Origin of the sequence: Pseudomonas sp. EZ-C24 (assembly GCF_014525325.1) — a bacterium.
In the GTDB taxonomy this organism is placed as follows: Bacteria; Pseudomonadota; Gammaproteobacteria; order Pseudomonadales; family Pseudomonadaceae; genus Aquipseudomonas; species Aquipseudomonas shirazensis.
This window is the reverse complement of sequence record NZ_JACDIU010000010.1, coordinates 1-21,863: the sequence shown is the minus strand read 5'-3', so window position 1 is coordinate 21,863 and position 21,863 is coordinate 1. Positions and strand designations below refer to the sequence as shown.

Genomic DNA, 21,863 nt, shown 5'->3' with positions numbered 1-21,863 from the left:
CCGAAGCTGTAACACGCCCTGTGTAGGAGCGGCCTTGTGTCGCGAAAGGGTCGCGCAGCGGCCCCAGGATTTGTGCAGCACCACAAAATGCCGGGGTCGCTATGCGACCCTTTCGCGACACAAGGCCGCTCCTACACCAACTGCGTGCAAGCAGGGCTAGCGTAGCAATTTGCTCTGAAGCACGTCTGAGCTGCGCCCAAGCACGCTCTCGCTGATCTGGATGAATTCTGCCGTATTCACACTCGGCATGCGCATCAACGCCTGGGTGACGTCGTCCAGTGAGCGTTTATTCTGAGTGTGCAGGCGGATCTCCCGATCCAATGCCTGCAACACCTGCACGCCTCGCGCGATCTGCCCGGCGTTAGCCTGCCTGGCCACCAGCCTAGTGACCTTGGCGCCCTGTTTGTGCAGGCGTGCCTGCCAGGCATCATAGCGATCATCACTGATGCCGCCGGCCCGGCGTAGCAGTTCTGTGGCGTAGTAGTCCGTCAGGCTTTCACTGATCCAGTCGCTGTCATCGCGCACCTTGATCTGCGCAAACAGCTGGACCAGCTCACGCAGCAGTGGGCTGCTGCCGTTCTCGCTGATCAAGGCGCGGTTGCTGTGGATGAACAATGAGTTGTGCTCGCCACGCACGCCCCGCCACATCTGATCGCGTGCGCCAACCAGCAACAACTTGGGCGGATTGCGCGGGAACACCGCTTGCAACTGAGGCCAGACGAACGTCAGCAACGTCAGCGTGTCCATCCGGCGCATGCCCTGCCCTTGCGGCGCCGCCACGGTGACGTCGGTTTCGCCCAGGCGCGCGCGGCGGCTGCCGAGGTTACCGGCGAGCATCCAGCCAGTCGGCCGATCGAACAGGCGCGAGACATCATCGATACGAAACTTGTGCTGGCCGATCCGCGGCCAGGCGGTTTCCACGCTCCTCCAGCCGGGCGGCAGCTCGACTGACAGGCGCGCTACCAACTCGGTGCCGTCCTGTTGATCAAGACGTGCCGGCGGCACCAACTGATCGCCACGGAACACCGCCCAATGCGCGGTCATGCGGCTCTCGAAGGCACCACCCGACGCAGCACTGTCGAGCCGTACGCGGTAACTGAGGCTGGTCTTGCCCGCAGCCGGGCGCCACACGCCACGCTCCCCCTGCTGTGACCACTGGCCATCGGCCTGAAAACCGCTGTAGGCATTGGCCTTGCCCAAGGCAAAATCCAGGCTACGCACCGCGCTGCCATCAGCCAGGGTCAGGCGTACTTCGGCCTGGCCACTGTTGGGCAGCAGACGCACCTGGTAATCCAGATCGACCTTCTTGGCCCAGGCTGGCGAGCAAGCCGCCAGCGCCAGAACAAGCAGCAAAGGGCAACGCATAGACAAACTCCTTGTTCGGCACAGGCCAGTCACCGCACGGCTCAGCCGGCGCGGAAAATCAAATGGTCTTCCCAGTCGTCTTCAGCCACATCGTTCTCACTGAGCATGCGCCCGGACTGCGAAATACGTTGCTCATGCACCTGGGTGCGGTCGCCACAGACCAGATGATGCCAGGCGGGCAGGTCCTTGCCTTCGCTGACCAGCCGATAGCCACAGGTCGGCGGCAACCATTTGAACTGATCGGCCTTGCCCGGGGTGAGCTGGATGCAGTCGGGCACGTGTTTGAAGCGATTAGGGTAGTCGCTGCACTGGCAACTGTTCAGATCGAGCAGTTTGCAGGCAATGCGGGTGTAGTAGACGCTGTTGTCATCCTCGTCCTCGAGTTTCTGCAGGCAGCACATGCCGCAGCCATCGCAGAGTGATTCCCACTCTTGCGGGTCGAGTTGATCGAGCGTCTTGCGCTGCCAGAAGGGCGCAGTCTGGGCCATCATCACACGGTTTCTCGCAGTTGTTCTTGGGCCGCAGCAGGCGGCGGCGCCAGTCTAGAGCCTGGCCTTGGGCAAAGCCAGACCGCTTGTCAGGGGTGTCCAGACGCAGTAGCGTGCCGGCTTCCCCTTGTGTCTTGCAGGAGCTGTCATGAGCGCCAACCCACGCGTTGCCGATTACGCCATCAACGAACAGTTCATCAATCGCTGGTCGCCCCGCGCATTCAACCCCGAGCCGATCAGCGAAGAAACCCTGCTGAGCTTCTTCGAAGCGGCGCGCTGGGCGCCTTCGGCCTATAACTCGCAGCCGTGGCGGTTCCTTTATGCCCGTCGCGACACGCCAAACTGGCAGCGCTACCTGGAGCTGCTGGTGCCGTTCAACCGCAGCTGGGCCCAGCACGCCTCGGCGCTGGTGCTGGTGATTTCCAAGACCAGCTTTATCGCACCCGGTGCCAGCGAAGAGTCGCCAGCATTGTGGCACGCATTTGATACCGGTTCGGCCTGGGGCCACCTGGCGCTGCAAGCGAGCCTCAGCGGTTGGCACACCCACGGCATGGCCGGCTTTGACCAGGCGATGGCCCGCGAACAACTGAAGATCCCCGAAGGCTATGAGCTGCAGGCGATGGTCGCGATCGGCAAGCTGGGCGACAAGGCCACGCTCGCCGAAGGCCTGCAGGCCCGTGAAGTACCTAGCCCGCGCAAGCCACTGGCCGAGCTGGCTGCAGAAGGCGATTTCAGCCTCTGATCTACCGCAGCGCGAGGCGACGCTTGCTCCAGACGCCCCGCGCTACACATCAATAACCGCGCTGGAAATCCACCTCGCCGCGCAGTGCCTGCCCCGCTAAATAGTCCCGCAGATTCTCGACAAACAAACGCACCATCGCCGTAGGCGAGGTCGGCGCGGAGCTGTGCCCGGTCAGCAGTAAACCCCACGCCGTCCAGAACGGATGTTGTTGCGGCAGCGGCTCCTGCCGGCATACGTCGATCACGGCGCCGGCCAGATGGCCTTCCTTCAACGCTGCGACCAGGTCGGCGTCCACCACCGAAACACCGCGACCAGCGTTGATCAACAACGCACTGGGCTTGAAGCGTTTGAACAGCGCGGCGTTATACAGGTCATGGGTGGCCGGGGTATCAGGCAACAGGTTGATGACGTGATCAGCCTGCTCGACTCGCTGTGGCAGCTGATCGAGCCCAACCACTTCAACAAACGGCGCCTGCTCGCGGGCGCTGCTGGCAACGCCGTACAGGGTCACCCCGAACGGCACAAGAAACTCCGCCACACGCTGGCCGATATCGCCCGTGCCAACGATCAGCACCTGGCGCCCTTGCAGGCTGTGCCCAGGGCGTTCATCCCAGCGCCGCTCGACCTGGCTGACCAGGCGCGACAATACCTCGCGCTCGTGGCCAAGCATGTAGGTCAGCATGTATTCGGCCATGACCTGGCCAAAGATGCCCACAGCGCGGGTCAGGCGGTAGTCACGCGTCAGGCCGTCAGCCAGCAGCGGGGTAATCCCCGCCCAGGTCGACTGCGCCCATTCTGGCTTATGGCCTTGGCGCAGCAGGGTCGCCAGCAGGTCTGGCTGACCCAGCCACACCGGGCATTGCGGCGCCAATAGCGCCAACTCGGCGGAGTTACCGCTGGTCAGCACTTCAAGGTCGGGGGCGGCAGCGGCCAGCAGGCCGGCATAGTTGGCATGATCCTGTTCAGCGATCAGAACGCGCATCTCAAAAGACAACCTTGGCAGATAACGGAAAACGGCCCGAGTAGCGGGCCGCTTGGGCGAACGATGGGCAGCGCGGGCCTATCAGACCGGGTCGTTGCGGCGCAGCAGCTCTTCAGGCAGGTGCTCGATGTACTCGTCTTCGAGCGGCGGCATCTGCAGGTGGTAGCCCTGGGCCTCGAGGTTGTTCAGCACCTGTTCGATGTCTTCCCGGGCCAGCTTGCGCTCCGGCGACAGCACCAGGTCGAAGGCGTGAATCGGCGTACCGAAGGCCGGCAGCAAACCTGCTGGGACCCGCTCCAGGCCGTCGGCCTTGAGCACGTAAAGGTACATTTCGCTTTTGCGCGGGCTCTTGTAGATCGAGCAGATGCGTTTCATGAGGATTCTCCGAGCGCGGCCAGATCATCCAGCAGCGCCTGGCCCATCCGCTCGCGACGCCAGCCGCGCAGCGAATCGGGCAGTTGATAGGGCCCATTGGGGTAGCCGCTCTTGAGCAGCGCCTCGAGGGTTTTCTTGCGCAGCATCAGCTCCGGGGCGATGCCCAGCCGCTCGCCTTCGGCCTGGCCGATGGCGCGCAGGCGCTTGAGGATGGCCGAGGCTTCGATCGGCAATGGCTCAGGCAGCGCTGGCGGATACTGCTCAGCCGGCACACTGCCGGCCTGCTTGATCAATTGCAGGAGGAACTCGCCGTCCTGACGCAGGGTGCGCGGGTGCATGTCATCGATCTTGGCCAGGGCCGAGAGGCTATCTGGCTGGGTCTTGGCGATCGGCCACAGCGAATGCTCACGCAGCACGCGGTTGCGCGGCAGGTCGCGGCGGCGCGCTTCAAGCTCGCGCCAGGCCGACAGCTCACGCAGGACTGCCAGCTGCTGACGCGACAGCTTCCAGGCCAGCTTGACCTCACGGTAGAGCAGCTGCGGCTCGACTTCACGGCGCATCTGCGCAACCAGTTCGGCGCCGTCTTCCAGCACCCAGGCGTACTTGTCATCGGACAGCCGCGGGCGCAGCGCGATGAACAGCTCGGCGAGGTGCACGGCGTCTTCGGCGGCGTAGCTGACCTGGGTTTCCGACAGAGGCCGCTGCAGCCAATCAGAGCGGGTTTCGCCCTTGGGCAGATCGAGCCCGAGCACGTCCTGCACCAGGCGCGAGTAACCCATCGAGAAACCGATGTTGAGGTAACCTGCGGCCAACTGGGTGTCGAACAACGGCTGTGGCAGCTTGCCGGTCAGGCGCAGGAGAACTTCAAGGTCCTCACTGCAGGCATGCACCACTTTGACCACTTGCGGGTCTTCGAGCAGGTCAGCCAAAGGCTGCCAGTCACGAACCCGCAACGGGTCGATAAGAAAGGCTTTTTGACCGTCGCCAACCTGCAGCAGCCCGGCCTTGGGGTAGAAGGTGTCTACCCGCATGAATTCGGTGTCGAGCGCTACGAAGGGCAATTCGCGCCAGGTCCGGCAGTGCTCGGCCAGGCTCTGGTCGTCACAGATCCAGTGTATTTCGTTGGCCACGAGGCTCTCCCACAAACAGTGGCGCGCAGTATATACGCCGTGGGCCGCGCACGCGAAACATGGCGACCATCGCCCGGCGCTGCTGTCAGCGGCCAGCCGCCAGCCACGGCCGGCAGCCGGCGAACAAGTCCAGTGATTGCTGGTAGACCGCGCTGTGCACCTGCAGCAGGCCGAGCATCGAGTGGAACAGGTTGTCCTGGCTCAGCGGGGCATCACGCAGGCGCGCCAGGCAGTCGTTGTCGAGGCCAAAGTCCTGCCGGTAACTGTCGGAGAACCACGCCAGCATCGGCACATGGCGTTGCTGCTCGGGCGCCAGCATGTACGGCGTGCCATGCAGATAGAGGTTGTACTCACCCAGCGATTCGCCGTGGTCGGACAGGTACAGCATGGCGGTGTCGACGTTGTCCTGACGGCTGCGCAGCAGGTCGATCAGCGAGGCCAGCACGTGGTCGGTGTAACCCAGGGTGTTGTCGTAGCTATTGATGATTGCCTGCTGATCGCACTGGTTCAGGGCGTTGCTGTGGCACACCGGGGTGAATCGCTCGAACGCTTGCGGATAACGCTTGTAGTAATCAGGGCCGTGGCTACCCATCTGGTGCAGGACCAGCACGGTGTCCTGGTCGAGGCTGTCGAGCAGTTCGGCCAGGCCTTGCAGGAGGATTTCGTCGTGGCACTCGCCGCCGGCACACAGGGCGGGGTCCTTGAGGTTGCTGACGTCGACGAACTGCACGCGGTCGCAGGTACCCTTGCAGCCTGATTGATTGTCACGCCACTGCACCGTCAGGCCGGCGCGCTGGAGCATGTCCAGCAGCCCCTCCCGGTTACGGGCGACGCTGGCATCGTAGTCCTTGCGCGGCATGCCGGAGAACATGCACGGCACCGAGACAGCGGTTTCGGTGCCGCACGAATGCACATCGGTGAAGCCCAGCAGGCCGTCTTCCTTGCTCAGGCGCGGGGTGGTATCGCGGCTATAACCGAGCACGCCAAAGTTTTCCGCGCGGGCGCTTTCACCCACTACCAACACCGTCAGCGACTTGCGCTTGTGCTGCTGCCAGGCAGCGGCATCGCGGCGGGCGTCTTCGCCGTAGCGCTGAAACGGCGCGGCCGCACTGCCCAACCGCTCGCTGGCATAGCCAAACGAGGCGCCAACAACGTTGCTTGGGGTGAGCATCAGGCGGATTTCGTGGTGGTTGCGAAACAGCGAAGACAGGCCCTGATAGTTAGCCAGGGCCACCGCGCCCAACGCCACCGTACAGGCCCCCCCGACCAGCAGTTTGCCGAACACTTCGCGGTGCCACGGGCGATAGGCGATCGGCGCCTTCCACACCAGTGCGGCCGGCAGCAAACCCAGCAGCACGATATAGCCGATGAACTTCAACGAGAGCAGATCACGCACTTCGCTGATGTTGGTCTCGGCAACGTTGCGGAACATGCCTGCATCAATCAGCACACCGTACTGATTCATGAAGTAAGCCACTGCCGCACCGCTGACAAACAGCACCATCAAGACCGGCTTCAACACATACTTGAAGGCAATCAAGGTCAACACCAGGTTGAACGCAAACAGCATCAGCAGGGCAAACGCCAGCATCAGCCAAAGCCCCGTCAACCCTGGCGGCACCACCGTCTGGAGGTGACTCCAGAGCAGGCTGTTGAAGCCAATCAACAGGTACAGGCTGGCCAGTAACGTGACCCATTCGGTCCGCAGATTGTCGAGTTTCAGCATGGTCTTCGCTATCGAGTTTGATGTTGGCCCAGGCGCGACTCAGCGCGTGGCAATTCGAAGCGGATTGTGGGAAGCAGACCATCGTTTTTTTGTGAAAAACCCGCCAACAAACTCTGACATCCAGCAACAATTACACGTGTTTACCTTTCATTCAGCCGACGTTCAGCCAACCGCTGCCAGACCACCCCCACCCACGTCTTTGGCAAACGCGGCTATCCTCAAGATTCTGCACCAGTGTCCAACCCCTGACGGAGGTGAAGAAATGCCCGTACCGCATGATCTGTTCGCAGACCTCAGCATCCAGCCTGACGACTTTCACGCACTGAGCGCCAAGGACCCGGAGCTGCTCAAGCTACACAAGGCTTACCAGGCCAAGGACAAAGAGGTGGACGTCGCTGAACGCACCGCCGCCACCGATGACACCGTCACGCTATTGCGCAAGGAGCGGCTGCTGATCAAGGACAAGATCGAACGAATCATTCATCCAGCCAAGTCCTGACCCGGCTGCAACAACTGTAAAACCGCCATCGCGGGGCAAGCCTGCGATGGCGATCAACAAAGCCTCAGACTGCGGCGCTGGCCTGCAAGGCGCCTTGCAGATCATCGATCAGATCGCGGCAGTCCTCGATCCCCAGCGACAGCCGCAACAGGCCCTCGGTAATCCCCATCACGCCTTTCTGCTCTGGGCTCAGCGAGTTGTGCGACATGCTCCAGGAATGGTTGATCATGCTCTCGACGCCGCCCAGCGAATCGGCCAGGACAAAGATCGACAGCGCGTCGACAAAGCGCTTGAGCGCCTCGCGATCACCCTTCACCTGCAAGGTCACCACCGCGCCGCCCGTGCGCATCTGGCGCTTGCACAGCTCATGCTGCGGGTGGCTGGGCAGACCTGGATAGAACACCTTGTCGACCAGCGGATGGCTCTCTAGGAACTGCGCCACCCGTAGGGCATTGGCACTTTGGCGCTCCATGCGCACGTCCAGCGTCTTCAGTCCGCGCAGGGCCAGGTAGCAATCGAACGGCCCCTGCACGGCACCGACGGCCATGCTGATCTTGCGCAGGCGCGCCAGCAACTCGGCGTTGGCCGCCACCACGACTCCGCCGGTGAGGTCGGAGTGGCCACCGATGTACTTGCTCGCCGAGTGCATCACCAGGTCCACGCCGAGGGTGATCGGCTGCTGATTCCACGGCGAGCAGAAGGTGTTGTCGATGCAGGTGAGGATACTGCGGGCACGGGCCAGGCTGCACACCGCTTCGATATCGACCAGGTGCAGCAGCGGATTGGTCGGCGACTCGATCCAGATCAGCTGCGTGTCCGGGCGAATCGCCGCTGCCAGGGCGTCCAGGTCATTCAGGTCGACATAGGTGGTGGTCAGCCCGGAGGTGCGGCTGCGGTAGTCTTCGAGCAGGCGGAAGGTGCCGCCGTAGACGCCGTTCATCACCACCACGTGAGCGTTCTTGTCGAGCAACTCGAGCACTGTCGAAGTGGCGCTGACGCCGGAAGCACAGGCGACCGCACCAAGCCCTTCTTCCAACGCCGCCACGCAGCTCTCGTAGGCATGCCGGGTCGGATTGGCAACGCGGCTGTAGGCGTACTCGGGGTTATCGTCGAGGCCGCGCTTGATGTACGAGCTGGCGGTGTAGATCGGCGGGAAGATGGCGTTGTCGGCAACGCTGAATTGCTCGCCAGCGTGAATGGTACGCGTGGCGAAGTTGCGCGGTTTGTCGGACATGATCGGGCCCAGTGACTGGTAGAAGGCGGGGTTGATGGCCGTCACTATCGCATATCCGCCGCGATTGGCCGAGCGCAGGCGGATGCGTGCGATACCCCGGCCCCAGCATTCTATTCGTGCTCGTTAACGGCTAGTCTGGAGCATATTTTTCTCGGCAAGGCGACGCACCGGCATGGACAGTTTCGACCAGCACATCCTCACCCTGCTCCAACGCGACGCCTCCACCTCGCTCAAGGAGCTGGCCGAAGCGGTCAACCTCACCACCACCCCATGCTGGAAGCGGGTCAAGCGCCTGCAGGATGATGGCTATATTCTCGGCCGCGTCGCACTGCTTGATCCGCAACGCCTGGGCCTGGGTCTGACCGTGTTCGTCCAGCTCAAGACCCAGCGCCACGACAATGCCTGGCTCGAGCAATTTGCCGCCACCGTCAGCGGCTTCGAGGAGGTCATGGAGTTCTACCGCATGTCTGGCGATTGGGATTACATGCTGCGGGTGGTGGTCAGCGATATTGCCGCCTACGACCGCTTCTACAAGAAGCTGATCACCCGCACCGATGGCCTGTCGAACATCACCTCCAGCTTTGCCATGGAACAGATGAAGTACACCACGGCCTATCCGGTGCATCGCTGATGCGTCGATCAATTGGTTTGAACGGCTGATAGAGCGCGCCGATCAACCGAGTGGACAAAGCAATTTGACGGCGTCGGGTACAGGTTATAGCTTGGACTCACTGCCCTGCGGCCAACCGGCCGACCCTCCTTAGACGCGAGCGCGATTGTGGAACCCAACGGCCAGGCCCTGATCGACGGCTACAACCGAAAAATCGACTACCTGCGGATGTCGGTCACCGACCGCTGTGATTTTCGTTGTGTCTATTGCATGGCCGAAGACATGCAGTTCTTGCCGCGCCAGCAGATTCTCAGCCTTGAAGAGCTGTATCAGGTAGCCGAACGCTTCGTCGCCCTCGGCACGCGCAAGATCCGCCTGACCGGCGGCGAGCCACTGGTGCGCCAGGGCATCGTCGACCTATGTCGGCGCATTGCCGCCCTGCCCGGCCTGCGTGAACTGTGCATGACCAGTAACGGCTCGCAGCTCGACCGGCTGGCGCAGCCGCTGTTCGACGCCGGCCTCAGCCGCCTCAATATCAGCCTCGACAGCCTCGACCCGGAGCGCTTTCGCCAGCTGACCCGCACCGGCGATCTGGCCCAGGTCATCGCCGGCATCGACGCCGCGCGCCGCGCCGGCTTCAAGCGGATCAAGCTCAACTGCGTGGTGCTCAAGGGTCGCAACGATGACGAACTGGTCGATCTGGTGCGCTTTGCCATCGACCGTGAGCTGGACATCACCTTCATCGAAGAGATGCCGCTGGGCGTGATCAGCGAGCATCAGCGCGGCGAGTCGTTCTATTCCAGCGATGATGTGCGCGACCGCCTCGCGGCGCACTTCAGCCTGATCGAATCTGCCGAATCATCGCAGGGCCCGGCGCGCTACTGGCGCTTGGCCGAGGCAGCGCAGACGCGGGTCGGCTTCATCTCGCCGCACAGCCACAACTTCTGCGCCACCTGCAACCGTGTCCGCCTGACCGTCGAGGGCCGCTTGCTGCTGTGCCTGGGCAACGAGCATTCGCTGGACCTGAAACAGGTGCTGCGTGCGCACCCAGGCGACGCCGAGCGCCTCGAGCATGCCATCCGCGAAGCGGTGCAGCTCAAGCCTTACCGCCACCACTTCGAAGTAGGCGGCGAGGTGCAGATCCTGCGCTTCATGAACATGACTGGCGGCTGACCCAACCGCCTCTGGATCCCCATGATCGTCCATTCCCGGCCCGATGTGCTGCGTGTGCTGTTCACCCTGAAAGGCTCGATCGTCAAGCGCATTGCCTGGCGCTGCCTGCTGGTTACCTTGCTGGCGGCGTTGATCGTGCTGGTCGAGCGGCATTATCCAGAGATGTTCTCGCCGGTCAGCGCCACGCCCTTCACCTTGCTCGGCCTGTCGCTGTCGATCTTCATGAGTTTTCGCAACACGGCCTGTTATGACCGCTGGTGGGAGGGCCGTAAGGCCTGGGGGCGGATGCTCATCGAGGTGCGCTCGTTCGTGCGCGAGAGCGTGGCGATTGCCGACCCCGAGCTGCGCCGCGAGTTACTGCGCAGCCTGTGCGGCTTTGCCCATGCTTTGAACGCTGGATTGCGCGGTGAGGATGCCCTCGGCGCGGCGCAGCCGTGGCTGAACCCGGCGCATTCACTAAGCCCGCACAACGTCTGCGACAGCATCCTGCGTAACATCGGCCAGCGCTGCTCGGAGCTGGCGCAGACGCAACAGATCAGCGAATGGCGCTACACCCTGCTCGAACAGCGTCTGGTTGGCCTGGCCGAAGTGCAGGCGACCTGTGAACGGATCAAGGGCACGCCGCTACCCTTCCCTTACACCCTGCTGTTGCACCGGACCATCTATATCTTCTGCCTGCTGCTACCGTTCGCCCTGGCAGAACCTTTGGGCTGGCTGGCGCCGCTGTTCACCACCATCGTCAGCTACACGTTCTTTGGCCTGGATGCGATCGGCAACGAGCTGGAAGATCCGTTCGGCCGCGACGAAAACGACCTGCCCACCGACTCACTGGTGCGCACCCTGGAGCGCGACGTGCTTGCGGCGCTTGGCCACGAGCCGTTGCCGCCAGCGCTGATGCCGGTCGATCACGTGCTCAGCTGAACCGGGCGGCGGCGACTAAACAATGGCTAGCCCCGCTCAACTTGGTTAAGGTCAACGCATTCCGATTGCGCAGGCCGCCCCATGGACATCAAGCAGCTCAAGTTTCTTATCGCCCTGGACCAGACCCGGCACTTCGGTCAGGCCGCTGCGCTGTGCCATATCACCCAGCCGACCTTGTCGATGCGCCTGCGTAATCTGGAAGAAGAACTTGACCTGGTGCTGGTCGAACGTGGCCAGCGCTTCGAGGGTTTCACCGAGGCCGGCGAACGCATTCTGGCTTGGGCGCGGACACTGCTGGCCGCACATGACGGTCTCCAGGCCGAAGCGGCCAGCTGCCGCGGCCAAGTGGTAGGTAGCCTGCGCCTGGGCAGCGTGCCGTTGGCCAGTTTCAATCCAATGGCGCTGCTGGTGCCGCTGCGGGAGAAGTTTCCCGAGCTGCAGTTTCAGCTCAGCTCGAGTACCTCCGAGCAGATTGTCGATGGCCTCAGCCGCAATCAGCTCGACCTGGGAATCTGCTATCTGGATCAGGTCAACTCAAGTTTTTTCGACGTGATCGAACTGGGCACCACCACCATGGGCCTGCTGCACGACACCCGCCATTATCAGTTCGAGCAAAGCGAGCTGGCCTGGGATGAGCTGGGGGATCTGCCGTTGGGGCTGCTCAGCAAGGGCATGCATTACCGCCAGTCGCTGGACCTGAGCTTTCGCAGCCGCGGCCTTGCGCCACTGGCAGTGCTGGAAAGCGACTCGACCTTCCAGCTGATCCAGGCCATCACCAGCGGCATGTGCTGCGCAGTGATGCCGCTCAACTGCGGGCTGGAGGATTTGAGCGAACACATGCGCATCACCCCCATCACCGAGGCCAGCGTGCTCAGCCCGGTCGGCCTGCTGCTGCGCCGCAGCGAGCCGAGGTCGGCGATTGCCGAGCAGTGCTTTAACCAGGCACGGATAGTGTTTGGCCAGTAACTGCTAGCCACAAAAAACGCGGGGCCAGTCTCGCAGCGCTGTGCTGCTCGGACTTGCCCCGCGTGGTTAACGGTGCTGGCTGGCGTTAGGGCGAGCCTTAACGATAGCGCTCCAGCCAATGCGCATACGGCGCTGGCAGGGTCCACGAGGCTTTGTCCACGCCCAACTCTTTGGCGGCGAAGTAGGCCCAGTGTGGGTCAGCCAGGTGCGCACGGCCTACCGAAACCAGATCCAGCTGACCCGCTTGCAGGGCGCCTTCAGCCAGCTGCGGCGTGCCGAAGCCCCATGCCGAAGTCACCGGCAGGCCTGCTTCGCGGCGCACGCGCTCGGCAATCGGGCCCATGAAGGCCGGGCCCCACGGGATGTTGGTGTCGGGGATGGTGAAACCAACGCTGACGCTCAACAGGTCGAGGCCACCGGCCTTGAACTGACGGGCCAGTTCGATCGACTCGACCAGGGTCTGCTCGTCGCGGCCATCATATTCCAGCACACCGAAGCGGGCGGTCAGCGGCAAATGCTCAGGCCAGACTTCACGCACGGCCGCCAGCGTTTCGAGGAGGAAGCGGCTGCGGTTTTCGAAGCTGCCGCCGTAAGCATCGGTACGCTGGTTGGAGTGCTCGGAGAAGAAGCTCTGGCCGAGGTAGCCGTGGGCGAAGTGCAGCTCGATCCACTCGAAACCGGCGTCACGGGCGCGGCGCGCAGCATCGACAAAGTCTTGTTTGACCCGAGCGATGTCGTCCAGGGTCATGGCCTTTGGCACTTTCGGCAGGTTGGCGCCAAAGGCAATTGCCGACGGTGCCAGGGTGTCCCAGCCGCGGGCGTCGTCAGCGGCGATATGGTCGTCACCTTCCCATGGGCGATTGGCGCTGGCCTTGCGCCCGGCGTGGGCGATCTGGATGCCGGGTACGGAACCGGCCGCCTTGATCGCCTTCACCACCGGTACGAACGCTTCGGCGTGGGCGTCGCTCCAGATCCCGGCGCAGCCTGGGGTGATGCGTCCTTCTGGCGATACTGCAGTGGCTTCGACCACCAGCAAGCCGGCGCCGCCGCGGGCCATTCCTGCCAGATGCACGTGGTGCCAGTTGTTGATCATGCCGTCTTCGGCCATGTACTGGCACATCGGTGGAATGGCAATGCGGTTGCGCAAGGTGACGTCTTTGAGGGTGTAGGGTTCGAACAATGCAGACATGAGCCAGCTCCAGCAGGTTGGGTATACGATAGTTCGATCATAATCGAACTATGGCAATTAATGAAAGCCCCGTTATCATGTCGACCATGCGAGCCTACAAACATCCAAGCTGTGAAGACCTCATCCTCGAACGCGTGCTATACGCCTTGAGCGACCCCGTGCGCATGGCCATCGTGCGCCATTTGGCGGGTGTCACCGAAGCCACTTGCGGCGAGCTGGATGGCGGCCGGCCCAAGTCGAGCATGTCTCATCATTTTCGCGTGCTGCGTGATGCGGGCCTGGTGCAGACGCGCAATGTCGGCACCACGCACATGAATTCGCTGCGCAGCGAAATGCTCGACAGCCGCTTCCCCGGCCTGCTCGAGTGCATCCTGCGCCAGCGCTGAGTAACCGCCGCATCCTCTCCCCCTGCGCAGCCCATCGGCTCGCGCAGCAGGCGTAATGAACGCCGTTCGAAGCGCCCTTCTCTACTGATCACAAGGCACAGCATGCGCCGTCCAGCGGGGACTTGGTGGCAAGCCGCAGATCTGCCGACCGCACAGGTTTGAATTCAGACACCAGACAAGGTACTCCGCATGACTCAAATTCAGTTCAAGCCTGAACCGCAAACCGCAGGCATAAAAAAACCACGAGGCAGCACCTCGTGGTTTTTTATGGGCTGGTTGCCGTAGCGGCAAATGGTTACCGCGCAGCTAAAGCCTGATTACAGCGCCATGTCGCTCGCAGGGTTGCTTTCAACTGGCTTGCTCACGGTTGTATCAGTGCCAACGCTCTGATCGATAACCGGTGGTTTTTCCAGTTGCAGCACTTCAGCGGTGTAGTTCCACTCTTTCTGCACAGCAGCAGCCGAATCGTTCAGCTTGGTGCCGTAGCTTGGCACGATTTCGTGCAGCTTGGCTTGCCACTCAGGCGTTGCGACCTTTTCCTTGAACACGGTTTCGAGCACGGTGAGCATGATCGGTGCCGCAGTCGAAGCGCCTGGCGAAGCGCCCAGCAGGCCGGCAATGCTGCGGTCCTGCGAGGTCACGACTTCGGTACCCAGCTTGAGTACGCCGCCTTTTTCTTCGTCACGCTTGATGATCTGCACGCGCTGACCAGCTTGCCACAGGCGCCAGTCTTCTTTCTTGGCGTTCGGGAAGTAGGTCTGCAGCGCCGCGAAGCGATCATCGTCAGACAGCATCAGCTGGCCAGCGAGGTACTCGACCAGCGGATACTGATCAACACCTACCTTGGTCATCGGCCAGACGTTGTGCAGCGTGGTGCTGCTCAGCAGGTCGAGGTACGAACCGTTCTTGAGGAACTTGGTCGAGAAGGTGGCGAATGGGCCAAACAGAATCACGCGCTTGCCATCCAGCACGCGGGTGTCCAGGTGCGGCACCGACATGGGTGGCGCGCCGGTGGAGGCGATGCCGTAGGCCTTGGCCATATGCTGCATGGCCACGGTAGGGTTCTCGGTCACCAGGAACGAGCCGCCGACCGGGAAGCCTGCGTATTCCTTGGCTTCCGGGATGCCCGACTTCTGCAGCAGCTTCAGCGCGCCGCCGCCAGCACCGATGAACAGGAACTTGGCGTCGGTGGCCGACTTGCTGCCGTCCTTGAGGTTCTTGTACTCAACGTGCCACGAGCCATCTTCGTTACGCGTGATGTCCTGCACTTCGGTGGACAGCTTCAGGTCGAAGTTTTCCCGGGTTTGCAGGTGCTTGACGAACTGACGGGTGATCTCGCCGAAGTTGACGTCAGTGCCGATCGGCGTCCAGGTCACGGCCAGCTTCTGCGAAGGATCACGCCCTTCCATCATCAGCGGGACCCACTTGGCGATCTGCGCGTTGTCTTCCGAGTACTGCATCGGACGGAACAGCGGGCTGGCCTGCAGCGCGTCGTAACGCTTCTTGAGGAACTTGATGTTGTCGTCGCCCCACACGAAGCTCATGTGCGGCGTGGTGTTGATGAACGAACGCGGGTTGTTCAACACGCCCTGACGGACCTGCCACGACCAGAACTGGCGGGATATCTGGAACGATTCGTTGATCTCGATGGCCTTGGAGATATTGACGGTGCCGTCTTTATCCATTGGCGTGTAGTTCAGCTCGGCCAGCGCAGAGTGACCGGTACCGGCGTTGTTCCAGCCGTTGGAGCTTTCTTCAGCGACGCCATCCAGGCGCTCGACCATCTCCATCGACCAGCTCGGCTCCAGCTCATTGAGCCAGACCGCCAAGGTCGAACTCATGATGCCGCCGCCAACCAGCAGCACGTCTACTTTCTTCGCTTCATCGGCGTGCGCCTGCATCAGGCTCGCCGCGACAGCCAGACCCAGCAGGGTCTTGCCAGCTTTCTTGAACATTGATCAATTCCAATCGATAGCACGTAAGGAAGGCCTAGGCAGGGCCTCGTTTATCCATGTCCTTCAGCGCGCGCTTTTTATTGATCATTGGAGTCAGCAGCTTGAGAAACAGGGACGCCAGCCTAAGGTCGAATTGACCGGCCAGGGCTGAAACGTTTTTCCGATTGTAACCGAAATGCCAGCACAAACAAATTCGCAAGTGGCAGGCAAGGTGACGGGATGTCTCAGTGGCCGAATGTCGCGGGGCGGCCGTGGCCCGAGTAAACGCCAGACAACAAAAACCCCCGGCCACGTGGATGGCCGAGGGTCTTGGACGGGGCCGCGAACGGCCCCATCAACGATCTGGAATTACTGCTGCTGTGGCAGCTTGTCGATCGGGCCGCAACCGCCAATGATCTTGGAGACCGAAACCGAAGGGTGGAACAGGTAGTCGTAAGAGCAATTCTTTTGCTGGTTGTAGACCTGGCCGGTGCAACCCGACAGCAGCGCAACACCCGATACGACGGCTACAGCGACGGTAGCTTTGAACAGCTTTTTCATACTAAGTCCTTTAAATGATCATGCGCCATCGTACTGACGGCGGCGGGATCATACAGTTTCTGCGCATTGGATCCAAGTCAAATACCGTGTTAGTGAGCTTAGTAATGCTTGAGCGATAGATCTGGCGAGCCAACGAAAAAATATAAGGCTTCTGACGCTACTCTTCACACCAACAAAACCTCTCAACATGTCGAACTCACAGAGCTTGCATTTCTTGTAATCCCTTTCCGAACCGTAATCTTGAACCTGCCCAGCCGTTGACGGCGCAGCGGCCGGTGCCGACCAGCATCAGCAGAGATGACCGCGGTCTTTTATGCAACGGGGGGAAGCCAGTGGTTCAAACGGCGATTTTCATGCAAGTAAAAAAGCAACTAAATTTACTGATTCAAGTCACGCATACGCGGCATATTAGTTTGGTGCATGAGAGCAAGTAGAGCTCATTAGCGAAGGTCTTCTCATACCACTTATGAAAATGAAATCAGGAAGTACGGTAACACCATGCCTGCGCACATTTCAGATAACGCAAAAACAAAAAGCCCCGCAGACTTTCATCTGCGGGGCTTTTCGATGTATGGCGGAGAGATAGGGATTTGAACCCTAGGTACTGTTGCCAGTACAACGGATTTCGAATCCGTCCCGTTCGACCACTCCGGCATCTCTCCAATGGCGCGCATCATACCAGCGATTTCGTAAAAGGCAAACCTTTATCTGAAAAAAATTCGCGTGGTATCAAACGCTTGCGTCACAGCGGGCCTTACAGCGGCACGCCCAGACGCTTGGCAACTTCTTCGTAGGCTTCGATCACGTCGCCCAGACCCTGGCGGAAGCGGTCCTTGTCCATCTTCTTGCGGGTTTCTTTGTCCCACAGGCGGCAGCCGTCCGGGCTGAACTCGTCGCCGAGGACGATCTGGCCGTGGAATACGCCGAACTCGAGCTTGAAGTCGACCAGCAGCAGGCCGGCGTCATCGAACAGCTTGCTCAGCACTTCGTTGACCTTGAGCGACAGCTTTTTCATCTCGACCAGCTGCTCGGCGGTGCCCCAGCCGAAAGCCACAACGTGGGATTCGTTGATGAACGGGTCGCCCTTCTCGTCGTTCTTGAGGAACAGTTCGAAGGTCGATGGTTCGAGCTTGATGCCCTCTTCCACACCCAGACGCTTGACCAGGCTGCCGGCGGCGTAGTTACGCACGACGCATTCGACCGGGATCATGTCGAGCTTCTTCACCAGGCACTCGTTGTCGCCCAGCAGCTTGTCGAACTGAGTCGGGATGCCGGCTTCTTCAAGCTTTTGCATGATGAAGGCGTTGAACTTGTTGTTCACCGTGCCTTTGCGGTCGAGCTGTTCGATGCGCTTGCCGTCGAACGCCGAGGTATCGTTGCGAAACAGCAGGATCAAGCGGTCGGCGTCATCGGTCTTGTAAACCGATTTGGCCTTGCCGCGGTAAAGTTCGTCGCGTTTTTCCATGATGGGCTCCGCTTGCTTGAGTTGGTGGGCTAGGCGATTTCGCGCCAGTCGAGCCCATGTTCCTGATTCGCCACTTGCAGCCAGTCCGGGTCGCACCCAAGGGCGTCGACAAAGCACTGACGGGCCAGCTGTGGCAGGTTGTTCTTGCTGCTGAGATGCGCCAGCACCAGGTGTTGCAGGTGCTGCCAGCCCAGCTCGGCCACCAGGTTGGCGGCCTGGTGGTTGTTCAAATGTCCTTGGCTGCCGCCTACGCGCAACTTCAGGAAGTGCGGGTAGTGACCGCGGGCAAGCAAGTCGCGGCAATGGTTGGCTTCGATCAGCAGGGCATCCAGACCCTGATAGCGCTCCAGCAGCCGAGCGTCGTAGCAGCCCAGGTCGGTGAGCATGCCGAAGCGCCGGCGACCATCGCTAAGCACGTACTGCAGCGGCTCATGGGCGTCGTGCTCGACCCGCGCCGCGCTGACCTGCAGCGCGCCGATGCTGATGCTGTCACCACAACCGAGAAAACCGGCGACCTCGACCGGCTTGCGCAAGCCGCGCAAGGTGCCCTGGCTGAGGTAGACCGGTACATTGTAGCGCCGCGACAGCAAACCCACGCCATGCACGTGGTCGGCATGTTCGTGGGTGACCAGCACCGCGCTCAGCTGTGCTGGCGAGACCCCGAGCAGCGCCAGGCGCCGCTCGGTTTCCCGCAGGGAAAACCCGCAATCGACCAGGATGTACGTATCACCACTGGCGATCAGCGTGCCGTTGCCCTGGCTGCCGCTTCCAAGTACTGCGAAGCGCACTTAACCCAAACGGTCCTGAATGGCGCTCAGCACGCGGCGGGCGACATCGGCCGGGGCCACGGTGTTGATGTTTTTCTCGACCGTTACCTGCACGCTCTCGCCAACCTTGCTCAGGCGTACCTGATAACGCTCGGCGCGCTCTTCACGCTCTTCCTGGGTCGGCTCGCTGCCGAACAGGCGGCTGAAGAAGCCGGGCTGGTTGTTCTTGTCTTCGGGTTTCTCGGACAAGTTGATGTAGTACAGGCCCAGGCTGCGGTTGATGTCTTCAACGCGCCATTCGCCCTGCTCCAGCGCACGGCCGACACCAGACCAGGCGCGGTCGAGGTCGGAACCGACGTTGAGCACCGGGTTGCCGCTGCCGTCTTCGCTCAGGCTGACCCGGCTTGGGGCATCGAAGTCGCGCTCAGCCAGCAGCGAAACCGAACCGCCCTTCTCGGCGCTGCGGTTCATGCTGGCGAGCATCTCGTCGACCAGCAGCGCATCGACGCCGGTGTTGGTCGAGTTGCTCGGGAAATCGGTCTGGGCAGTGCTGCCAGCCGGACGCTCGACGCTGACCACGAACACCTCGGAGGTGTTGCGCTGCACGCCGGGTTCCATGCGTACGCGAACACGTACTTCACTCTCGGCGCTGCTGGCCGAGCTGGCCAGGCGCTGGCCAAGCGAAGCCGACAGTTCGTCGAAGCGCTGCCAGGTGGTGGTGAATTCGCCGGTCTGCGGGCGCTCTTCAGCGATGCGGAAGCCGTTGTCTTCAAAGAACTGATGCGCCACCGGCCAGACTTCGGCAGGCGAACGCTGGGCCAGCACCCAACGGCTGTTACCGCTGCGCTGCAGGGTAAAGTCGCTGATGTCGGCAGCAGCCGACAGCGGCTGCGGACGCGGCACTTCGTATTCGCCAGTGGCGGTGTCGTCGGCAACGTTACGCGGGATCGGCAACAGCGGATCGAGGCGTTTGACGTTGGCCACGTCTGCCGGCAGCTGCATCGGCGCGGTCGGTTGCGCCTGCAGGTAATCGCTACCGCGGTCGCGGAAATAACCCTCGTCGCCCCACAGCCAGCCGCAGCCGCTGGTGCTGGAAATGATCAGGGCAAGGGCGGATAGACCAGCCAATCGCTTCATGCGGTGTACTTCCTCGATTAAACCAGTACGCCGGACTTGCTCAAGGCAGTACGGACTTTTTCGTGACAGTTCTCGCTCAGCCAGGTCAGTGGCAGGCGAATGCCTTTGTGCATCAGGCCCATTTCCACGAGCGCCCACTTCACCGGAATCGGGTTGGCTTCGCAGAACAGGTCTTTGTGCAGCGGCATCAGTTGTTCGTTGATTGCGCGGGCCTTGTCGGCATCGCCGGCCAGTGCGGCCTCGCACAGATCGGCCATTTCGCGCGGGGCGACGTTGGCGGTAACGGAGATATTGCCCTTGCCGCCGAGCAGGATCAGCTCGACCGCGGTCGGATCATCACCCGACAGCACGATGAAGTCGCTGCTGACGCCATCGAGGATGGCCTTGGCCCGGACCAGGTCGCCGGTGGCTTCCTTGATACCGATGATGTTCGGCACGGTGGACAGGCGGATCACGGTCTCGGCCTGCATGTCGCAGGAGGTGCGGCCGGGCACGTTGTACAGAATCTGCGGGATGTCGACCGACTCGGCGATCAGCTTGAAGTGCTGATACAGGCCTTCCTGGGTCGGCTTGTTGTAGTACGGCACCACCAGCAGGCAGGCGTCGGCACCGGCGTTCTTGGCGTTCTGGGTCAGGTGCACGGCTTCGGAGGTGGAGTTGGCACCTGTGCCGGCGATGACCGGAATACGGCCGTTGACACGCTTGACTACAAATTCGATGACCTGGATGTGCTCTTCGACATCGAGGGTGGCCGACTCGCCGGTGGTACCGACGGCGACGATCGCATGAGTGCCTTTTTCCAGGTGGAAGTCTACAAGCTTGCCGAGGCTGTCCCAGTCCAGACGCCCTTGTGCATCCATGGGAGTGACCAGTGCCACCATACTGCCCGCAATCATGTAACTGCTCCTGCCGGAAAAAGAGAGCGGTAATGGTACTGGCGCCATCGGCCTTGCACAAGCAAAGCTGGCGGGCGGAGCATTCCCCTCGGCGCTGCTTTTCGCTACCCTTGATCCTTTGATCAGTGCAGAGCGGCCCGCCGGGCCGTCGACAGTGCCTCCCGCGGGTGTCTACAGCCGCTGCAATCGGCTCAGAACCTTGCTGTAACGGAGGCTGTCCCAGGTCCTGCACCGACCGCTCATCGTTTTAGGAATGCTGCATGTCCACCCCCACAGTCCGCGAACAATTCCTTGTCATCAGTGCCCTGGGCCCCAATCCCATGGAGCTGGCCAACGTTCTCAGCCGCGCCGCCGTCGACAATCGTTGCGCGGTAGTCACCTCGCGCCTGTCGCGCCACGGCGAAACCAGCGCCCTGGTGTTGCAAGTCGGTGGCAGCTGGGATGCCCTTGCCCGCCTTGAAGCCACCCTGCCGGGCCTGGGCAAGAAGCACGGCCTGACCCTTGATGTGGTGCGCAGCGCCGATCAGGAAGTGCGCCCGCAGGCCCTGCCTTATGTGGCCTATGTCAGCGCCGCCTATCGCCCGGACATCATCAACGAGCTGTGCCAGTTCTTCCTCGACCACAACGTCGAGCTCGAAGCCATGACCTGCGATACCTACCTGGCGCCGCAGACCGGCAGCAGCATGCTCAACGCCCAGTTCACCGTGGTGTTGCCGGCTGGCACCCAGATCAGCTGGCTGCGCGATCAGTTCCTGGACTTTGCCGATGCGCTGAATCTGGATGCCCTGATCGAACCATGGCGCCCTCAAAACCCGGTGTAAGGAGCCTCACATGGCGGTAACCCTCGATCAACCTGTCGCCGACTTCCAGGCCCAGGCCACCAGCGGCCAGAGCGTCAGCCTGGCTGAGCTCAAGGGCAAGCAGGTGGTGCTGTATTTCTACCCCAAGGACAGCACCCCCGGCTGCACCACTCAAGGCCAGGGCTTTCGCGATCAACTCGACGCGTTTGCCGCGGCAAACACCGTGGTGTTCGGCGTCTCGCGTGACGGCTTGAAGTCGCACGAGAACTTCAAGGCCAAGCAAGGCTTCACCTTCGAGCTGATCAGCGACAAGGACGAGGCGCTCTGCCAGCTGTTCGACGTGATCAAGCTGAAGAAGCTCTACGGCAAGGAATACATGGGTGTTGACCGCAGCACCTTCCTGATCGACAAGGACGGTGTTCTGCGCCAGGAATGGCGCGGCGTGAAAGTGCCAGGACATGTCGATGCCGTGCTTGCAGCGGCGCAGGCATTGAATCAGGCCTGAAACTGTATGGGG

23 protein-coding genes and 1 tRNA gene are annotated in these 21,863 nt (G+C 61.8%); 9 read left to right on the top strand and 15 right to left on the bottom strand.

Annotated elements, in window-relative coordinates; genetic code table 11:
• Nucleotides 1-156: 156 nt before the first annotated feature.
• Nucleotides 157-1,365, bottom strand: a complete 1,209-nt coding sequence (locus tag IDM28_RS06245; protein ID WP_188035565.1) for a hypothetical protein — start codon at nucleotides 1,363-1,365, stop codon at nucleotides 157-159.
• A gap of 41 nt (nucleotides 1,366-1,406) precedes the next feature.
• Complete coding sequence (locus tag IDM28_RS06240; RefSeq protein WP_101317488.1) at nucleotides 1,407-1,856, bottom strand: YcgN family cysteine cluster protein; 450 nt, start codon at nucleotides 1,854-1,856, stop codon at nucleotides 1,407-1,409.
• Between the two features lie 145 nt (nucleotides 1,857-2,001).
• Between IDM28_RS06240 and IDM28_RS06235 the strand changes: the two genes are divergently transcribed.
• Entirely contained in the window at nucleotides 2,002-2,595 is a 594-nt protein-coding gene (locus IDM28_RS06235) for a nitroreductase family protein (protein ID WP_150571483.1), read from the top strand.
• Nucleotides 2,596-2,644: 49 nt separating this feature from the next.
• Here IDM28_RS06235 and IDM28_RS06230 read toward each other — a convergent pair whose 3' ends face one another.
• The 4 genes from IDM28_RS06230 to IDM28_RS06215 form a co-directional block, all read right to left on the bottom strand.
• Nucleotides 2,645-3,577, bottom strand: a complete 933-nt coding sequence (locus IDM28_RS06230; protein ID WP_188035564.1) for a D-2-hydroxyacid dehydrogenase — start codon at nucleotides 3,575-3,577, stop codon at nucleotides 2,645-2,647.
• Nucleotides 3,578-3,658: 81 nt separating this feature from the next.
• Nucleotides 3,659-3,952, bottom strand: a complete 294-nt coding sequence (locus tag IDM28_RS06225; RefSeq protein WP_188035563.1) for a YcgL domain-containing protein — start codon at nucleotides 3,950-3,952, stop codon at nucleotides 3,659-3,661.
• On the bottom strand, nucleotides 3,949-5,082 hold the full coding sequence (gene rnd, locus IDM28_RS06220; protein WP_188035562.1) for a ribonuclease D: 1,134 nt from the start codon (nucleotides 5,080-5,082) through the stop codon (nucleotides 3,949-3,951). Before rnd ends, IDM28_RS06225 begins: the two co-directional genes overlap by 4 nt.
• Nucleotides 5,083-5,167: 85 nt before the next feature.
• Complete coding sequence (locus IDM28_RS06215) at nucleotides 5,168-6,808, bottom strand: phosphoethanolamine transferase (RefSeq protein ID WP_188035561.1); 1,641 nt, start codon at nucleotides 6,806-6,808, stop codon at nucleotides 5,168-5,170.
• 262 nt (nucleotides 6,809-7,070) lie between these two features.
• On the opposite strand from IDM28_RS06215, the gene IDM28_RS06210 reads away from it, so the two are divergent.
• Complete coding sequence (locus IDM28_RS06210) at nucleotides 7,071-7,307, top strand: YdcH family protein (RefSeq protein WP_101317476.1); 237 nt, start codon at nucleotides 7,071-7,073, stop codon at nucleotides 7,305-7,307.
• A gap of 64 nt (nucleotides 7,308-7,371) precedes the next feature.
• On the opposite strand, the gene IDM28_RS06205 is transcribed toward IDM28_RS06210, so the two are convergent.
• Nucleotides 7,372-8,553 carry a trans-sulfuration enzyme family protein gene (locus IDM28_RS06205; protein ID WP_188035594.1) on the bottom strand — a complete coding sequence of 394 codons (1,182 nt, stop codon included), beginning with the start codon at nucleotides 8,551-8,553 and terminating at the stop codon, nucleotides 7,372-7,374.
• Nucleotides 8,554-8,713: 160 nt separating this feature from the next.
• Here IDM28_RS06205 and IDM28_RS06200 point away from each other — a divergent pair, with 160 nt between their 5' ends.
• The 4 genes from IDM28_RS06200 (at nucleotide 8,714) to IDM28_RS06185 (ending at nucleotide 12,211) form a co-directional block, all read left to right on the top strand.
• Nucleotides 8,714-9,172 carry an Lrp/AsnC family transcriptional regulator gene (locus IDM28_RS06200; protein WP_101317474.1) on the top strand — a complete coding sequence of 153 codons (459 nt, stop codon included), beginning with the start codon at nucleotides 8,714-8,716 and terminating at the stop codon, nucleotides 9,170-9,172.
• A gap of 147 nt (nucleotides 9,173-9,319) precedes the next feature.
• Entirely contained in the window at nucleotides 9,320-10,324 is a 1,005-nt protein-coding gene (moaA, locus tag IDM28_RS06195; RefSeq protein ID WP_103436467.1) for a GTP 3',8-cyclase MoaA, read from the top strand.
• Between the two features lie 21 nt (nucleotides 10,325-10,345).
• Complete coding sequence (locus tag IDM28_RS06190) at nucleotides 10,346-11,245, top strand: bestrophin family protein (protein WP_150571992.1); 900 nt, start codon at nucleotides 10,346-10,348, stop codon at nucleotides 11,243-11,245.
• An 81-nt stretch (nucleotides 11,246-11,326) separates the two neighbouring features.
• Nucleotides 11,327-12,211, top strand: a complete 885-nt coding sequence (locus IDM28_RS06185; protein WP_181106050.1) for a LysR family transcriptional regulator — start codon at nucleotides 11,327-11,329, stop codon at nucleotides 12,209-12,211.
• A 97-nt stretch (nucleotides 12,212-12,308) separates the two neighbouring features.
• Here the strand turns inward: IDM28_RS06185 and xenA are convergent, their stop codons facing one another.
• The gene (xenA, locus tag IDM28_RS06180) at nucleotides 12,309-13,400 is read right to left on the bottom strand and encodes a xenobiotic reductase XenA (RefSeq protein ID WP_150571477.1); all 1,092 of its coding nucleotides are present in this window, start codon (nucleotides 13,398-13,400) and stop codon (nucleotides 12,309-12,311) included.
• 50 nt (nucleotides 13,401-13,450) lie between these two features.
• Here xenA and IDM28_RS06175 point away from each other — a divergent pair, with 50 nt between their 5' ends.
• Complete coding sequence (locus tag IDM28_RS06175) at nucleotides 13,451-13,786, top strand: ArsR/SmtB family transcription factor (RefSeq protein ID WP_101317462.1); 336 nt, start codon at nucleotides 13,451-13,453, stop codon at nucleotides 13,784-13,786.
• 317 nt (nucleotides 13,787-14,103) lie between these two features.
• Here the strand turns inward: IDM28_RS06175 and mqo are convergent, their stop codons facing one another.
• From mqo to dapA, 7 genes are all read right to left on the bottom strand, one after another.
• The gene (mqo, locus tag IDM28_RS06170) at nucleotides 14,104-15,741 is read right to left on the bottom strand and encodes a malate dehydrogenase (quinone) (RefSeq protein WP_101317460.1); all 1,638 of its coding nucleotides are present in this window, start codon (nucleotides 15,739-15,741) and stop codon (nucleotides 14,104-14,106) included.
• Nucleotides 15,742-16,089: 348 nt separating this feature from the next.
• Complete coding sequence (locus tag IDM28_RS06165; RefSeq protein ID WP_101317458.1) at nucleotides 16,090-16,281, bottom strand: DUF4223 family protein; 192 nt, start codon at nucleotides 16,279-16,281, stop codon at nucleotides 16,090-16,092.
• Between the two features lie 572 nt (nucleotides 16,282-16,853).
• Nucleotides 16,854-16,943: transfer RNA gene (locus tag IDM28_RS06160), tRNA-Ser, on the bottom strand.
• Nucleotides 16,944-17,035: 92 nt separating this feature from the next.
• A complete protein-coding gene (gene purC / locus IDM28_RS06155; protein WP_101317456.1) occupies nucleotides 17,036-17,746 on the bottom strand; it encodes a phosphoribosylaminoimidazolesuccinocarboxamide synthase in 711 nt (236 codons plus the stop codon).
• 29 nt (nucleotides 17,747-17,775) lie between these two features.
• Nucleotides 17,776-18,534 (bottom strand): MBL fold metallo-hydrolase, encoded by a 759-nt coding sequence (locus tag IDM28_RS06150; RefSeq protein ID WP_101317454.1) that lies wholly within the window; start codon nucleotides 18,532-18,534, stop codon nucleotides 17,776-17,778.
• Nucleotides 18,535-19,650: an outer membrane protein assembly factor BamC gene (bamC, locus tag IDM28_RS06145; RefSeq protein WP_101317452.1), complete on the bottom strand. Its 1,116-nt coding sequence runs from the start codon at nucleotides 19,648-19,650 to the stop codon at nucleotides 18,535-18,537.
• A gap of 17 nt (nucleotides 19,651-19,667) precedes the next feature.
• The gene (gene dapA, locus IDM28_RS06140) at nucleotides 19,668-20,546 is read right to left on the bottom strand and encodes a 4-hydroxy-tetrahydrodipicolinate synthase (protein WP_101317450.1); all 879 of its coding nucleotides are present in this window, start codon (nucleotides 20,544-20,546) and stop codon (nucleotides 19,668-19,670) included.
• A 260-nt stretch (nucleotides 20,547-20,806) separates the two neighbouring features.
• On the opposite strand from dapA, the gene IDM28_RS06135 reads away from it, so the two are divergent.
• Nucleotides 20,807-21,367, top strand: coding sequence for a glycine cleavage system protein R (locus IDM28_RS06135; RefSeq protein ID WP_101317448.1), 561 nt, complete (start codon nucleotides 20,807-20,809; stop codon nucleotides 21,365-21,367).
• A 10-nt stretch (nucleotides 21,368-21,377) separates the two neighbouring features.
• Complete coding sequence (locus IDM28_RS06130) at nucleotides 21,378-21,851, top strand: peroxiredoxin (protein WP_101317446.1); 474 nt, start codon at nucleotides 21,378-21,380, stop codon at nucleotides 21,849-21,851.
• Nucleotides 21,852-21,863 lie beyond the last annotated feature (12 nt).